The sequence below is a fragment of the Streptomyces sp. NPDC028928 genome (genome assembly GCF_055564915.1).
Map to the genome: position 1 here is coordinate 1 of NZ_JBVHVI010000030.1, position 16,438 is coordinate 16,438.

3 protein-coding genes and 1 pseudogene are annotated in these 16,438 nt (G+C 72.5%); all 4 read right to left on the reverse strand.

What is annotated here, in order from left to right; genetic code table 11:
* Window positions 1–1,667 (reverse strand): type I polyketide synthase (locus tag ACZ4U1_RS39950; protein ID WP_467909098.1); only part of this gene is annotated, 1,667 nt, incomplete at its 3' end.
* Entirely contained in the window at window positions 1,664–6,514 is a 4,851-nt protein-coding gene (locus ACZ4U1_RS39955; RefSeq protein WP_467909096.1) for a type I polyketide synthase, read from the reverse strand. The genes ACZ4U1_RS39950 and ACZ4U1_RS39955, both read right to left, overlap by 4 nt.
* A gap of 353 nt (window positions 6,515–6,867) precedes the next feature.
* A pseudogene (locus ACZ4U1_RS39960) lies at window positions 6,868–12,258 on the reverse strand (type I polyketide synthase); the annotation flags it as partial.
* The coding region (locus tag ACZ4U1_RS39965; RefSeq protein ID WP_467909097.1) for a type I polyketide synthase at window positions 12,255–16,438 on the reverse strand (4,184 nt) is incomplete at its 5' end. The pseudogene ACZ4U1_RS39960 and the gene ACZ4U1_RS39965, both read right to left, overlap by 4 nt.

Here is a 16,438-nt window from a genome sequence, read left to right on the forward strand (position 1 = left end):
TCACCCGAGGAGCCGACCACCACGGCCCGGTCCTCCAAAGCCGCCCGCCCCGCCAGCGACCAACCCACATCCACCGGCGAAACACCCTCGCCGCCCACATGGGACAACAACCGCTCCGCCTGCGCCCGCAACGCCGCTTCCCCGCGCCCGGACACCACCCACGGCACCACCCACGGCACCACCGACGGCACCACAACCGCACCCACACCGGCCGCAACCGGCGACTCGGGAGCCTCCTCCACGATCACATGCGCGTTCGTCCCACTCACACCGAACGAGGAGATGCCCGCCCGACGCGGACGATCACCCGTCTCCGGCCACTCCCGCGCCTCCGTCAACAGCTCGACGGAACCCGCAGACCAGTCCACCTCGTGCGACGGCTCGGTGACGTGCAGGGTGCGCGGCAGCATGCCGTGCCGCATGGAGAGGACCATTTTGATGACGCCGGCGACACCCGCGGCGGCGGCCGTGTGGCCGATGTTGGACTTCACGGAACCGAGCCACAAGGGACGTTCCCGGTCCTGGCCGTAGGTGGCGAGCAGGGCCTGCGCCTCGATCGGGTCACCGAGGGTCGTCCCCGTGCCATGGGCCTCCACCGCGTCGATGTCCGACGCGGAGAGGCGCGCGCTGGCGAGGGCGGCGCGGATGACGCGCTGCTGGGAGGGCCCGTTGGGGGCGGTCAGGCCGTTGCTGGCGCCGTCCTGGTTGACGGCCGAGCCGCGTACGACGGCCAGCACCTGGTGGCCGTTGCGCCGCGCGTCCGACAGCCGCTCCAGCAGCAGCATGCCGGCACCCTCGCCCCACGCCGTACCGTCGGCGGAGTCGGAGAACGCCTTGCAGCGGCCGTCCGGCGACAGGGCGCCCTGACGGCTGAACTCCACGAACGCGCCGGGAGTGGTCATCACGCTCACGCCACCGGCGAGGGCGAGGGAGCACTCGTCGTTGCGCAGCGCCTGAACCGCCAGGTGCAGGGTCACCAGCGAGGACGAGCAGGCCGTGTCGACGGTCACCGCCGGGCCCTCGAGGCCGAGGAAGTACGACACCCTGCCCGAGAGCACGGCGCCGGACTTGCCCATGCCCAGGTAGCCCTCGATGGCCTCGGGCATGTCCCGCAGGAGGGCGCCGTAGTCGTTGCCGTTGGTGCCGGCGAAGACACCGGTGCGGCTTCCTTTGAGGGACATCGGGTCGATGCCCGCGTGTTCCAGGGTCTCCCAGGCCGTCTCCAGCAGCAGGCGGTGCTGCGGATCCATGGCCAGGGCCTCGCGCGGGGAGATCCCGAAGAAGGCGGCGTCGAACTCGGCGACGTTGTCGAGAAAGGCGCCCTCGCGGACGTAACTGCGGCCGTACCGCGTGTGATCCGGGTCGTAGAGGTCCTCGGCCCAGCCACGGTCCGTGGGGAACGCGGACACCGCGTCGGTCCCCGAGGCAAGCAGCGACCACAGGTCCTCGGGAGAACCGACCCCGCCCGGGAAACGGCAGCCCATGCCGACGATCGCGATCGGCTCGCGTGACGCCGCCGCCATCCGGCGGTTCTCCTTGCGGAGGCGCTCGGTTTCCTTGAGCGAGGTGCGCAGGGCTTCGAGGATCTTCTCAGGAGAGGTACTGCTCATTACAAACTCCGCAGGTTCGAGGAATTCAGGGAGACTCGGCCGATTCGCATCAGTCAGGAATCACTGCCTTCGAATGCGATGCGGAGCAGGCTCTCTGCGTCCATGGAGTCGATCGAATCCTCGTCGGCGGGCTCGATCTCGCCTTCTTCCATGGTGAATGCGACGGCGTCGTCGACATCCGCCAATCGCAACAGAATGTCCATGAGACCCGCGTCCCTGATACGTGCCAAAGGAATGGACGCCAGGGCCTTGCGGACCTTCTCGTCCTCCGTCGAGTTCTCCGCCTCCTCGTCCCCGTCCGGGAAGAGCAGCGACCGGAGGTGCCCGGCGAGGGCGGTGGAGGTCGGGTGGTCGAACACGAGCGTCGCCGGCAGCGTCAGGCCCGTGGCGGCCCTCAGCCTGTTCCGGAGCTCGACGGCGGTGAGCGAGTCGAAGCCCAGTTCCTTGAACGCCCGGTCGGCGGCCACGGCCTCCGCGTCCGGGTACGCCAGCACCCTGGCCACGTGGGTGCGGACGAGGTCCAGCAGCGCGCGGGTCCGTTCGACCGGGGACAGCGCGCCCAGTTCGGTGCGCAGGGCCTCGGCGGGGTCGCCGGCCGTGCCGGCACCCTCGGCGGCGACCGTCTCCAGCGCGCGCCGCGCCTCCGGGATGTCCGCGATGAGCGGCGAGTCACGCACGGTGGTGAAGGACGGTGTGAAGCGGTCCCAGTCGATGTCCGCGACGACGACGTGCTCCTCACCCCGCCCGAGCACCGACTCCAGCACCTTCAGCGCATCACCCGGCTCCATCGGCGCGACCCCGCCCCGATGAGCCCACGACTCCCTGGCCTCACCCACGGCCAGACCGTCACCGGCCCAGCGACCCCACGCCACCGACACAGCCGACAACCCCTGCGCCCGACGCAACGCCGCCAACCCGTCCAGACAGGCATTCGCCGCCGCGTAGTTGGCCTGCCCCGCACCACCCACCGTCCCCGCCAACGACGAGAACAGCACGAACGCATCCAGACCCAGATCCCGGGTCAGCTCATGCAGATGCCAGGCAGCCTCCGCCTTCGCCCCCATCACACCGGCCAACCGCTGCGGCGACAGCCCCTCGATCACACCGTCGTCCAGCACACCCGCCGTATGCACCACACCCGTCAGGGTCGGGACCGACGCCGTCTCCAGCGAGGACAGCAGCGCCCGGACCTGCTCACGGTCGGCCACATCACACGCGGCCAGGGTCACACCGACACCGGCGGCCTCAAGCTCACCACGCAGCGCATCAGCCCCCGGCGCCCGCTCTCCCCGACGGGAGACCAGCACCAGATGCTCCACACCCCGACCGGCCAGCCACCGCGCCACATGACCACCCAGCGCACCCGTACCACCAGTCACCAGGACAGTCCCAGTGGGACGCCACTCACCAGCACCGGCACCAGACCCGCCGGCCCGCACCAGCCGACGCCCGAAGACCCCCGCCGAACGCACCGCGACCTGATCCTCACCAGCAGCACCCGCCAGCACCGCCGCCAAACCGTCCCCGACCCGGCCATCGACCGACTCCGGCAGATCGACCAGCCCACCCCAGCGCTCCGGGTACTCCAGGGCGGCCACCCGGCCCAGACCCCACACACCCGCCTGCACCGAGCTGACCACCCGATCAGCACCACCAACACCCACGGCACCCCGGGTCACACACCACAACGGCGCCCCGACCCCGGCATCACCCAGCGCCTGCACCAACTGAAGAGTGCCGGCCAGACCAGCCGACTCGTCCAACGCCAGCAACGACACCACGCCGGCCGGAGCCACCACACCGCGCAGCACCTCAGCCAACCCGGCCCGATCGACGCCCGGCTCGACCGGCAGCAACCGGACCTGAGCCTCACGGGCCTCGATCCCGGCCACCACGGCCGACACCCACTCGTCCTCAAGCAGACCCGCGGGCACCGCGACCAGCCACGCCCCCGACACCGTCTGTGCCTTCACCGGCACCGGCTTCCAGGTGACGCGGTACTGCCAGCCGTCCAGCCGGACCTCGTCCCGCCGCTCCCGCCGCCAGGCCGACAACACCGGCAAAGCCGCACTCAACGGCGCGTCCGCCGGCACACCCAGCTCCGACGTCAGGGATTCCAGGTCGCCGTTCTCCACGACCTCCCAGAACCGCGCGTCGGCCGGATCGGCCGCCACCACGTCTGACAGAGCGGGCGCGTCGAGCCAGTAGCGGCTGCGCTGGAAGGCGTACGTCGGCAGGTCGACGTGGTGCGCGCCGGTACCGGCGAACGCCTGCGCCCAGTCGACGTCGACGCCGTTGACCCACAACTCACCCAGAGAGGCCAGGAAGCGGTCCAGGCCGCCGTCTTCGCGGCGCAGGGTGCCGGTCACGGCCGCCGAGTCCACGATGTCCTCGATGTTCATCGCCAGCACCGGATGCGGGCTGACCTCGACAAACGCCTCATAGCCGGCTTCTGCCAGCGCCTCGACCGCAGCCTGGAAGCCCACCGTGCGGCGCAGGTTGCGGTACCAGTACCCGGCATCCAGAGCCTGCGTGTCGATCCAGTCGCCCTCCACCGTGGAGAAGAACGGAACCCGAGGGGACACCGGCGCAACCTCGGCCAGCGCCTTGGCGAGGTCGTCCTCGATCCGCTCCACGTGAGAGGTATGAGAGGCGTAATCGACCGGGATACGGCGGGCACGGACCTCGTCGGCCTCACAGGCAGCGATCAGCTCGTCCAAAGCGGCAGGCTCACCCGCCACCACTACCGAAGCCGGGCCGTTCAGCGCGGCGACCTCGATACGACCGTCCCAGGCGGCGATCCGGTCGGCGGCCTGCCCAGCGTCCACAGCCAGGGACACCATGCCACCGTCACCCGCCAGCCCCGCCGCGATCGCCTGCGACCGCAGGGCCACCACACGAGCGCCGTCCTGGAGCGTCAACCCACCGGCGACACACGCGGCAGCGATCTCACCCTGCGAATGACCCACCACAGCGGCCGGCTCCACACCGTACGAGCGCCACAGCGCGGCCAGGGACACCATCACCGCCCACGACAGCGGCTGCACCACATCCACCCGCTCCAGCGACGGAGCACCCGGAGTCCCGCGAAGAACAGCCTCCGCGTCCCAGTCCACGAACTCGGCAAGAGCCTGAGCACACTCGGCGAACCGCTCGGCGAACACCGGAGCGGTGTCCAGCAGCTCCACACCCATCCCGGCCCACTGCGCACCCTGACCCGGGAAGACGAACACCACCCGGCCACCGGAGCCCGTCCCGGCGTTCACGTCACCGAGCCCGGCGAGGAGTTCCTCCCGGTCACGGCCGACCACGACCGCCCGGTGCTCGAACCGTGCCCGGCCCGTCGCCAACGTGAAGCCCACGTTCACCGGAGAGAACTCCGGCTCGCTTCCGAGATGGGCAAGGAGCTTCGCCGCCTGCTCCCGCAGAGCCTGCGCACTCCGCGCGGACAGGATCCACGGCACCGCCACCGGCTCCACCACAGCCGAGACCTCGGCCTCGGGCGCCTGCTCAAGAATCACGTGCGCGTTCGTGCCACTCACACCGAACGACGACACACCCGCCCGACGCGGACGGCCGTCGGCCGACGGCCACTCCCGCGCCTGCGTCAACAGCTCGACGGACCCCGCAGACCAGTCCACCTTCGACGACGGCTCACCCACATACAGCGTCCGCGGCAGCAGACCGTGCCGCATCGCCTCGACCATCTTGATGACGCCGCCGACACCGGCGGCCGCCTGCGCGTGCCCGATGTTCGACTTCAGCGAACCCAGCCAGAGCGGCCGCTCACGGTCCCGGTCCTGGCCGTACGTCGCGATGAGCGCCTGCGCCTCGATCGGGTCACCGAGCGTGGTGCCCGTCCCGTGCGCCTCGACCGCGTCCACCTCACCGGCCGACAGCCCGGCGTTCGCCAGGGCGGCCCGGATCACCCGCTGCTGCGACGGCCCGTTGGGAACGGTGAGCCCGCTGCTCGCCCCGTCCTGGTTGACGGCGGAACCGCGTACGACCGCCAGCACCTGGTGGCCGTTGCGCCGCGCGTCCGACAGCCGCTCCAGCACCAGCATGCCGACACCCTCGGCCCAGCCCGTGCCGTCGGCCGCGTCCGAGAAGGACTTGCAGCGGCCGTCCGGGGACAGGCCCCGCTGCCGGCTGAACTCCACGAAAATGGTCGGGGAGGCCATGACCGCGACGCCGCCGGCCAGGGCGAGGGTGCACTCGCCCGTCCGCAGGGCCTGCACCGCCAGGTGCAGGGCGACCAGCGACGACGAGCAGGCCGTGTCCACCGTCACCGCCGGCCCCTCGAGGCCGAAGGTGTAGGAGATCCGGCCCGAGGCGACACTGCCCGCGCTGCCGTTGCCGACCTGGCCCTCGAAGCCTTCGGGTGCCTTGTGCATGCGGGCCGCGTAGTCGTTGTACATGACGCCCGCGAAGACGCCGGTCCGGCTGCCGCGCAGGGACTTCGGGTCGATGCCCCCGCGCTCCAGTGCCTCCCAGGAGGTTTCCAGGAGCAGCCGCTGCTGGGGGTCGGTGGCGAGTGCCTCGCGCGGTGACATGCCGAAGAACTCGGGGTCGAAGTCGGCCGCGTCGTGCAGGAAGCCGCCCTCGCGGACGTAGCTCTTGCCCTTGCGGTCGGGATCCGGGTCGTACAGGCCGTCCAGGTCCCAGCCGCGATTGGCCGGGAAGCCGGTCACGGCGTCGGCTCCGGCGGCGACCAGGTCCCACAGGTGTTCGGGGGCGGTGACGCCGCCGGGGTAGCGGCAGCCCATGCCGACGATCGCGATGGGTTCGCGGTCCTTGGCTTCCAGTTCCTCCAGGCGACGGCGTGCCTGGCGAAGGTCGGCGGTTGCCAGTTTGAGGTAGGAACGGAGTTTTTCCTCGGTGGAATTACGGCCCTCGGTGGACATGCGGCATCAGCTCCCCGTGAAATTCGATGCTGGTGAAAACGGCCAGTCAGTTCATCCGGTCGTTCGTTCGTTCAGGATTTCCTCAGCTCGTTTTCAAGGGCGCTGAACAGTTCGTCGTCGGTGGCCGATTCGAGGTCGTCGTCCTCCACGCCCTGGGGCGGGCGCGTCCCGGTGGCGTCGCCCAGTCTCGCGAGGAACGACTTCATGCGCACCGTGATTTCCATGCGCTTGATCTCGTCCGTGGCGAGGGCTTCCAGGGTCTTCTCCCACCGGTCCAGTTCCGCGGAGACGGTGGCCGACGGCTGTGCCGCGGGGCCGTCCGCGTGGAGCGGGAGTTCGGCACGGAGGTGGGCCGCGAGGGCTTCGGGGTTCGGGTAGTCGAAAATGAGGGTGACGGGCAGGCGCAGGCCGGTCGCCGTGGTCAGTCGGTTGCGGAACTCGACCGCCATCAGCGAGTCGAATCCGAGATCCACGAATCCGCGCCCGGGTTCGATGGCGGACATCGTGGTGTGGCCGAGGATAGCCGCTGCCTGGGTGCGCACCAACTCCAGGAGGGCGCGGACGCGTTCGGACTCGTCGAGGCCGGCCAGTCGCCGCTTCAGTGTGGACTCGCTCTCCGCCGGCCCGGCTGCGGCGGCCGCGGTGCGCCGGGCGGGGACGCGGACCAGGTCGCGCATCACCACGGGCACGGCGTCCGGGTCGGCCGGGCGGTTCAGCCTGGCGCGGTCGAACCGGATGGGCAGCAGGGCCGGCGCACCGGACTGCTGGGCGGTGTCGAGGAGTTCGAGGGCCTGTGCGGTGGGCAGGGGGCTCATGCCGGCGCGGGTCAGGCGCCGGACGTCCGTCGTGGTGAGTCCGCCGGTCAGGCCGGTGACCTGCTCCCAGAATCCCCAGCCCAGGGACACGCCCGGCAGGCCCTGGGCCCGTCGGACCGTCGCCAGGGCGTCCAGGAAGGCGTTGGCCGCCGCGTAGTTGGCCTGGCCGAGGCTGCCGAAGGCGGAGGAGGCGGAGGAGAACAGGACGAAGGCCGACAGGTCGAGGTCGCGGGTCAGTTCGTGCAGGTTCCAGGCACCGTCGAGCTTGGGCCGCAGCACGGTGTCGAGCCGCTCGGGAGTCAGGGACGACACGACACCGTCGTCCAGCACGCCCGCCGTGTGCACCACACCCGTCAGCGAGTACTCGGCCGGGATCCCCGCCAGCACCTCGGCCAGCGAGGCACGGTCGGCGACATCGCACGCCACCACCGACGCCTCGGCGCCCAACCCCTCCAGGTCGGCCACGAGTTCGGCGGCACCAGCGGCCCGCATGCCACTGCGGCTGAGCAGCAGCAGACGCCGTACCCCATGAGCCGTCACCAGGTGACGCGCCACCAGACCACCCAGCGTGCCCGTGGCTCCCGAGACGAGGACCGTGCCCTCACCCCAGACCGGCCCCTGAGACGCCGTCACCGGCACGGCCGGCTGGACACGTGGCACGCTCACCGTGCCGGAGCGGACCGCCAGCTGCGGCTCGTCCCGTTCCACCGCCCACTCCAGCGCCGTCGGCAGCACGCTCCACGAGGACTCGGCACCGTCGACGTCCACCAGCAGGAACCGGCCCGGGTTCTCCGTCTGGGCCGACCGCAGCAGACCCCACACCGAGGCCGCCCCGAGATCGGTCACCCCCTCCTCGGCACCGGCCGCCACAGCACCCGAGGTGACCAGCACCAGCCGCGACGACGCGAACCGCTCGTCCGCCAGCCACCCCTGCACCAGCTCCAGGGCCCGGCGCAGTGCTTCGCGTACGACGGTGGTCGTCTCGCCCTGCTCGGAGGTGCAGTCGGCGAGCACGAACGGGGGCGGGGTGTCGCCGTCGGCGAGGGAGGCCAGGTCCGCGAAGGGCTTGACGGCGAGTCCGGGGGTGCCGCCGAGGGCGTCGGCCGCGCCGAGTGTGTCGCCGCCGACGATCGCCCAGGGGGCGCTCTCGTGGGGGGCGGCGGGGAGGTCGCGGGGGGTCCAGGCGAGGTGGAACAGGGAGTCGTCCGGCCGGTCCTGGGCGTGCGCGGCCTGCCGCAGCTGCTCGGTGTCGACCGGGCGCATGACGAGGCTGTCGACGGTGGCCACCGGGCGGCCGGTGCCGTCGGCCAGGGTGAGGGAGACGGCGTCGGTGCCGTCCGCGGGGGTGACGGCGACGCGCAGGGCCGCCGCGCCGGTGGCGTGCAGGGTGACGCCGCGCCAGGCGAAGGGCAGTCGGGCCCGGGGTGCGGAGTCGCCGTGGCCGGCCCGGTCGAGGATGCCGAGTCCCACGGCGTGCAGGGCGCCGTCGAGCAGGGCGGGGTGCAGGCCGTAGTGGTCGGCGTCGGTGGCGCGGTCCTGGGGGAGCGCGACCTCCGCGAACGTCTCGTCGCCGCGTCGCCAGGCGGCACGCAGGCCCTGGAAGAGCGGGCCGTAGTGGTATCCGGCGGCGGCGAAGTCGTCGTAGACGTCGGCGCAGTCGACCGGGGTGGCGTCGGCCGGGGGCCAGGCGGTCAGGTCCCGGCCGGGCCGCTCGGCGCCCGCGGCGAGGACACCGGTGGCGAGGACACCGGTGGCGTGGCAGGTCCACACCCCGCCGTCCTCGGCGGTGTCCGGTGTGCCACCCGGGCGGGAGTGGACGCTCAGCTCGCGTCGTCCGGAGTCGTCGGCCGTGCCGACGGTGACGCGCAGTTCGACTCCGGCCGTCGTGGGCAGGATCAGCGGGGCCTGGAGGGTGAGTTCCTCCAGGAGGTCGCAGCCGACCTCGTCACCGGCCCGGGCGGCCAGTTCCACGAAGCCGGCGCCGGGCAGGAGGACGACGTCGTCGACGGCGTGCTCGGCGAGCCACGGCTGGGTGCGCAGCGACAGCCGGCCGGTGAGGACCGTACCGGCGCCGTCGGGCAGGTCCAGCGCCGCCCCGAGCAGCGGGTGGCCGACGGCGGTGAGGCCGAGGCCGGTCAGTGCTCCGGTCGCGCCGGCGGTGCCGTCCAGCCAGTAACGACGGCGCTGGAAGGGGTACGTGGGCAGGTCCACGCGGGTGGCGCCGGTGCCGTGGAAGACGCGCTCCCAGTCGACGTGCGCGCCCTGGACCCACACTTCGGCGAGGGAGGTCAGCACGCGGTCGAGGCCGCCGTCGTCACGGCGCAGGGTGCTCACGACGGCCGGGGTGGTGGCGCGGTCGCTGCTCTCCAGGGTCTCCAGCACGCCCATGGTGAGAATGGGATGGGGGCTGACCTCGACGTACACGTCGTGTCCGGCGGTGTCCAGGGCGCGTACGGTCTCCTCGAAGCGGACCGGGGCGCGCAGGTTGCGGTACCAGTAACCGGCGTCCAGCTCCCCGGTGTCCAGGGGCCCGGCGGTCACGGTGGAGTAGAACGGCACCTCGGCGGGGCGCAGTTCGACCCCGGCGAGGATCTCGGCCAGTTCCGGCTCCAGCGGCTCGACGTGGGCGGAGTGCGCGGAGAAGTCGACTCCGGGTACGTTCCACCGCATCACGCCGGCCTGGGCGAGGACCACGCCGAGTTCCCGCAGGGCGTCCGGGTCGCCGGAGACGACCACGGTGTTGGGGCCGTTGACCGCGGCGATCGACACGCGCTCGCCGAACGGCTCGGTCCGCTCGCGCACCCATTCCTCGGAGGCGACGATCGAGAGCATGCCGCCGGTGCCCGCGAGGGCCCGCAGGGCCCGGCTGCGCAGGGCGACCACCCGGATCGCGTCGGGGAGGGACAGCACGCCGGCCACGCACGCGGCGGCCACCTCGCCCTGCGAGTGGCCCACGACGGCCGCCGGTTCGACACCGTAGGCGCGCCACACCTCGGCCAGGGAGACCATCATCGAGAACAGCGCGGGCTGGACGACGTCGACGCGGCTGAGCGCCTCCTCGTCGCCGAGCACGTCGCGCAGCGACCAGTCGACGAGTTCGCCCAGGAGGCGTTCGCACTCGTCCATGCGGGCCGCGAAGGCGGGCGAGGACTCCCACAGGTCCCGTGCCATGCCGGCCCATTGCGAGCCCTGGCCGGGGAAGACGAACACCACACGGCCGGCCGCGCCGGGCGAGGCCGGGCCGGTCAGGACGCCCGGGGCTTCCTCACCGCGCGCCAGTGCCCGCAGGCCCTCGATGAGCTGGGGCGCCGATGAGCCGGTCACCACGGCACGGTCGTCCAGGGTCGCGCGGCCGGTGGCCAGCGACCAGCCGATGTCGAGCGGGGCCGGTTCCCGGTCGCCCTCGACGTGGGTGAGCAGACGGGCGGCCTGGGCGCGCAGGGCGTCGGCGCCCCGGGCGGAGAGCACCCAGGGGACGGCGGGCAGCGCCGTCGGTGCCGCGGTCCCGGCCGGCTCCGGTTCCGTCTCCTCCTCCTGCGGTGCCTGTTCCAGGATGACGTGCGCGTTGGTCCCGCTGACACCGAAGGAGGAGACACCCGCGCGACGCGGACGGTCGTCGGCCGACGGCCACTCCCGCGCCTCCGTCAGCAGCTCCACCTCCCCCGCCGACCAGTCCACCTTGGTCGACGGCTCGGTGACGTGCAGCGTCCGCGGCAGCACACCGTGCTGCATCGCGAGGACCATCTTGATCACACCGGCGGCTCCGGCGGCCGCCTGCGTGTGCCCGATGTTCGACTTCAGCGAGCCCAGCAGCAGCGGCCGCCCCTGGGGACGTACCTGCCCGTAGGTGGCCAGCAGCGCCTCGGCCTCGATGGGGTCGCCGAGGCTGGTGCCGGTGCCGTGGGCCTCGACGGCGTCGACGTCCGCCGGGGAGATCCGGGCGTTGGCGAGGGCGGCGCGGATGACCCGCTGCTGGGAGGGGCCGTTGGGGGCCGTGAGACCGTTGCTCGCCCCGTCCTGGTTGACGGCCGTACCGCGTACGACGGCGAGCACCGGGTGGCCGTTGCGGCGGGCGTCCGACAGCCGCTCCAGCAGCAGGACACCCACGCCCTCGCCCCAGCCCATGCCGTCGGCGTCGTCGGAGAACGCCTTGGAGCGTCCGTCCGCCGCGAGGCCCCGTTGGCGGCTGAACTCCATGAACGCGACCGGTGTGGACATCACCGCGACGCCGCCGGCGACGGCCAGCGAGCACTCGCGGCGGCGCAGGGCGTGCACGGCCTCGTGCAGGGCGACCAGCGACGAGGAGCACGCCGTGTCCACCGTCACCGCGGGCCCTTCCAGGCCCAGGAAGTACGACAGCCGGCCGGAGAGCACCGCGCCGGAGCCGCCGGTGACGACGTAACCGGCGACGTCCTCGGTGACGTTCCCCGCGGACGGCCCGTAGTGGGAGGGGGCACCGCCGACGAAGACACCGGTCTGGCTGCCCTTGAGCGACGCCGGGTCGATCCCGGCCCGCTCGATCAGCTCCCAGCACGCCTCCAGGAACAGCCGCTGCTGCGGGTCCATCGCCAGTGCCTCGCGCGGCGCGATCCCGAAGAAGCCCGCGTCGAAGTCGGCGGCTCCGCGTACGAAGCTGCCCTCGTTGACGTACGTGGTGCCCGGCCGCCCCGACGTGCCGTCGGGGTCGTAGAGGCTGTCGATGTCCCAGCCGCGGTCGTCGGGGAACGGGGCCACGGTGTCCACGCCGTCCACGAGCAGCCGCCACAGCTCCTCCGGCGAGTCGGCCCCGCCGAAACGGCAGTTGACGGCCACGATCGCGATCGGCTCGCGCTCGGCGTCCTCGTGCTCCTGCAGCCGGGTGCGCGTCTTGTGCAGGTCGGCGGTGACCCACTTGAGATATTCGCGGAGCTTTTCCTCATTCGCCGTCATGACTTACCGAACTCCCGGTTGATGAAGTCGAATATCTCGTTGTCGCTCGCCGTGTCGAGCTGTTCCTCGACGTCGGCGTCCGCCGCGCCGCCGGCCGGTGCGCTCTCCTCCGAGCCGCCCAGCCGCGACAGCAGCACCTCCAGCCGCGAGGTGATCGTGGTCCGCAGGTCCTCGTCCGCCGGAGACAGCGAGAAGACCGCGGCCTCCAGCCGGTCCAGCTCCGCGATCGCCGAGCCGGCGCCGTCGCCGTCCGGGCCGACCAGCCGGTCCCGCAGGTGGGCGGCCAGGTCGACGGGGGTCGGGTGGTCGAAGACCAGCCCGGTGGACAGCCGCAGCCCGGTCGCCTTCTGCAACCGGTTGCGCAGCTCCACGGCGGTCAGCGAGTCGAAGCCCAGCTCCTTGAAGGCCCGGTCCTCCCCCACGCCGTCGACGCCGTCGTGCCGCAGCACGGCCGCTGCCTGGGACCGCACCAGGTCGAGGAGGGTACGGTCCCGCTCGGTCGCGGTCATCGCCGCGAGCCGGTCGGCCAGGGACGAGCCCGTACCGGCGTCGCCGTCCCCGGCCGCGGGGTCGTCCGCGGCGCTCTCGGCCAGCGCCTGCCGGGCCTCCGGCAGGTCGTCCAGCAGGGGCCGGGGCCGGGCCGCGGCGAAACCGGGGGCGAACCGCGCCCAGTCCACGTCCGCGACCACCGTGCAGCTCTCGTCGTGGTCCAGAGCCTGCTGGAACGCCTCCAGAGCCAGCTCCGGGTCCATCGCCAGCACTCCGAGCCGACTCATGTGCTCCTCAGCCCCGTTGTCCGTCAACATCCCCGACTCCGCCCAGGCACCCCAGGCGACCGAGGTCGCCGGGCGGCCGAGGGAACGGCGCCGCTGCGCCAGCGCGTCGAGGTGCGCGTTGGCCGCGGCGTACGCGCCCTGGCCCCCCGCGCCCCAGACGCCGGCGCTGGACGAGAACAGGACGAAGGCGTCCAGTTCGTCGTCCGCCAGCAACTCGTCCAGGTGGACGGCGCCGGTCACCTTCCCCGACGCCACCTCGGACAGCATGGTGAGATCCGTCTCCGCGAGACTCGCGTACGGTGCCGCACCCGCCGTGTGCACCACGGAGCGCACCGGCGACCCGTCGGCCCGCAGCCTCTCCAGGAGCCCCGCCAGCGCCGCGCGGTCCGTGACATCACAGGCCGCGACCGTCACCCGGACGCCGAGCGCGGTCAGCTCCGCACGAAGCTCCTCGGCACCCGGCGCCTGCGCGCCGCGACGGCTGACAAGAACGAGATGCTGGGCTCCCCGGTGCGCCAGCCGACGGGCAACTCGCCCGCCCAGCGCACCGGTTCCCCCGGTGATCAAGACCGTACCCTGCGGCTTCCACTCCCGTACAGCGCGGGTCTCCGTGACCGGCGCGCGCCGCAACCGGAGCGCGAACACACCCGCGGCACGCAGCGCGAGCTGGTCCTCGGACCCGGTCGCGCGCGCCGCCAGCACACCCCGCAGCCGCGCCGCCGCAGACTCCTCGGGCGCCTCGGGAAGGTCGACCAGACCGCCCCACCGCTGCGGATGTTCCAGGCCGACGACCCGCCCCAGACCCCAGACCTGTGCCTGGGCCTCGCGCACGACCGTCGGGTCCGCACCGCCGGTGGACACCGCGCCCCGCGTCGCCAGCCACAGCGGCGCGTCCACGCCGGCGTCACCCAGCGCCTGCACGAGCTGAAGCGTCCCGGCGAGCCCCAGCGGAACCTCCGGGTGCCGCGGGTGCGGGGCCTCGTCCAGGGCGAGCAGGGACAGTACGCCGTCGAAGGCGCCGATTTCCCCGATACGGCCCGCCAGTTGCTCCCGGTCCCCGTCCGCCGCGCTCCAGGAGAGCCGGACCACGGTCGCACCGCCGTCGGTCAGCGCCCGGCCGGCCGCCACGCCCCAGGCGTCCTCGCCGGCCCCTGCCGGAACGACCAGCAGCCATGTGCCCGGCCGGGCCGTCTCGTCCGGACGCTCCGGAATCCGCTTCCAGGCGAGACGGTAACGCCAACGGTCCAGCGTGGACCGCGTACGACGCTGCTGCCGCCAGGCCGACAACGCCGGCAGCACGCTGCCCAGCGACGACTGCTCCTCCTCGCCGTCGACGTCCAGCGTCGACGCCAGGGACTCCAGGTCCCCGCTCTCGACCGCCTCCCAGAACCGGGCATCCACGTCATCGAGGACGGGTGCGGGAGCGGCCTCTGAGGTGGGCGCGTCGAGCCAGTAGCGGCTGCGCTGGAAGGCGTAGGTGGGCAGGTCGGTGTGGTGCGCGCCGGTACCGGCGAAGGCCTGCGCCCAGTCGACGTCGACGCCGTTGACCCACAACTCACCCAGGGAGGTCAGGAAGCGGTCCAGGCCGCCGTCGTCGCGGCGCAGGGTGCCGGTCACGGCCGCGTCGTCGGCGGTGTCCTGGATGCTCATCGCGAGCACCGGGTGCGCCGACACCTCCACGAACACCGCGTGATCCTGGTCGGCGAGAGCGCGTACGGCGTCCTCGAAACGGACCGTGCGACGCAGGTTGCGGTACCAGTACCCAGCATCCAGAGCCTCGGTGTCGATCCAGTCGCCCTCGACCGTGGAGAAGAAGGGGACGGTGGAGGTCTGCGGGCCGACCTCGGCCAGGACCTTGGCGAGGTCGTCCTCGATCCGCTCCACGTGAGAGGTGTGAGAGGCGTAGTCCACCGGGATACGGCGGGCACGGACCTCGTCGGCCTCGCAGGCGGCGATCAGCTCGTCCAGGGCGGCAGGCTCACCCGCGACCACGACCGAGGCCGGGCCGTTCAGGGCAGCGATCTCGATACGACCGTCCCAGGCGGCGATCCGGTCGGCGGCCTGTTCCGCGCTGAGCGCCAGGGAGACCATGCCGCCGTCACCGGCCAGGCTCGCCGCGATCGCCTGCGAGCGCAGGGCCACCACACGAGCGCCGTCCTGGAGCGTCAACCCACCCGCGACACACGCGGCAGCGATCTCACCCTGCGAGTGACCCACCACAGCGGCCGGTTCCACACCGTACGAGCGCCACAGCGCGGCCAGGGACACCATCACCGCCCACGACAGCGGCTGCACCACATCGACGCGCTCCAGCGAGGGAGCACCCGGAGTCCCGCGGAGGACTGCCTCCGCGTCCCAGCCCACGAACTCGGCAAGAGCCTGAGCACACTCGGCGAACCGCTCGGCGAACACCGGAGCGGTGTCGAGGAGTTCCACGCCCATGCCGGCCCACTGCGCACCCTGGCCCGGGAAGACGAACACCACCCGGCCACCGGAGCCCGTTTCGGCGTTCACGTCACCGAGCCCGGCGAGGAGTTCCTCCCGGTCACGGCCGACGACAACAGCCCGGTGCTCGAACCGTGCCCGGCCCGTCGCCAACGTGAAGCCCACATTGACCGGAGAGAACTCCGACTCTCCTGCGAGATGGGCGAGGAGCTTCGCGGCCTGCTCCCGCAGGGCCTGCGCACTCCGCGCGGACAGGATCCACGGCACCGCCACCGGCTCCACCACAGCCGAGACCTCGGCCTCGGGCGCCTGCTCCAGGATCACGTGCGCGTTCGTCCCACTCACACCGAACGACGACACACCCGCCCGACGCGGACGATCACCCGTCTCCGGCCACTCCCGCGCCTGCGTCAACAGCTCGACAGAACCCGCAGACCAGTCCACCTCACGCGTCGGCTCGGTGACGTGCAGCGTCCGCGGCAGCTCACCGTGCCGCATCGCCTCGATCATCTTGATCACACCCGCGACACCGGCAGCCGCCTGCGCGTGCCCGATGTTCGACTTCAGGGAACCCAGCCAAAGCGGCCGCTCACGGTCCCGGTCCTGGCCGTAGGTCGCAATCAGCGCCTGCGCCTCGATCGGGTCGCCGAGGGTCGTGCCGGTGCCGTGCGCCTCGACCGCGTCCACGTCACCGGCCGACAGCCCGGCGTTCGCCAGGGCGGCACGGATCACCCGCTGCTGAGAGGGGCCGTTGGGGGCGGTGAGACCGTTGCTGGCGCCGTCCTGGTTGACGGCCGAGCCGCGTACGACCGCGAGCACCGGGTGGCCGTTGCGGCGGGCGTCCGACAGCCGCTCCAGCAGCAGCATGCCCGCACCCTCGGCCCACCCCGTACCGTCCGCGTCGTCCGAGAACGACTTGCAACGGCCGTCCGCAGACAGACCCCGCTGCCGGCTGAACT